1 protein-coding gene is annotated in these 233 nt (G+C 70.4%); it reads right to left on the bottom strand.

Features of this window, described 5'->3' with window-relative positions; translation table 11 throughout:
• The coding region (locus KZZ07_RS27480; RefSeq protein WP_219520224.1) for a catalase at positions 1–233 on the bottom strand (233 nt) is incomplete at both ends.

Raw genomic sequence — 233 nt, forward strand, 5'->3', positions numbered from 1 at the left:
CGCCGGTCTCGTTCAGCACGCGGGCGCGGGTGTACTTGGAGGCCGGCTCGTCGCCGATCTTGCCGTAGGCCTCGAACCAGCCGTGGGCGCCGGCGCCGCGGGCGTGCACGACGCGCTCCGGAATGCGCTCGCGATCGAAGTGCGTGATCTTCTCGATGAACTGGTAGTTCTCGAGCGTCGCGGGCCCGCGCTCACCGACCGTGCGGGTGCTCTGGTTGTCGCGGACCGGATGG

Origin of the sequence: Mameliella sp. CS4, assembly GCF_019392335.1 — a bacterium.
Taxonomy (GTDB): domain Bacteria; phylum Pseudomonadota; class Alphaproteobacteria; order Rhodobacterales; family Rhodobacteraceae; genus Antarctobacter.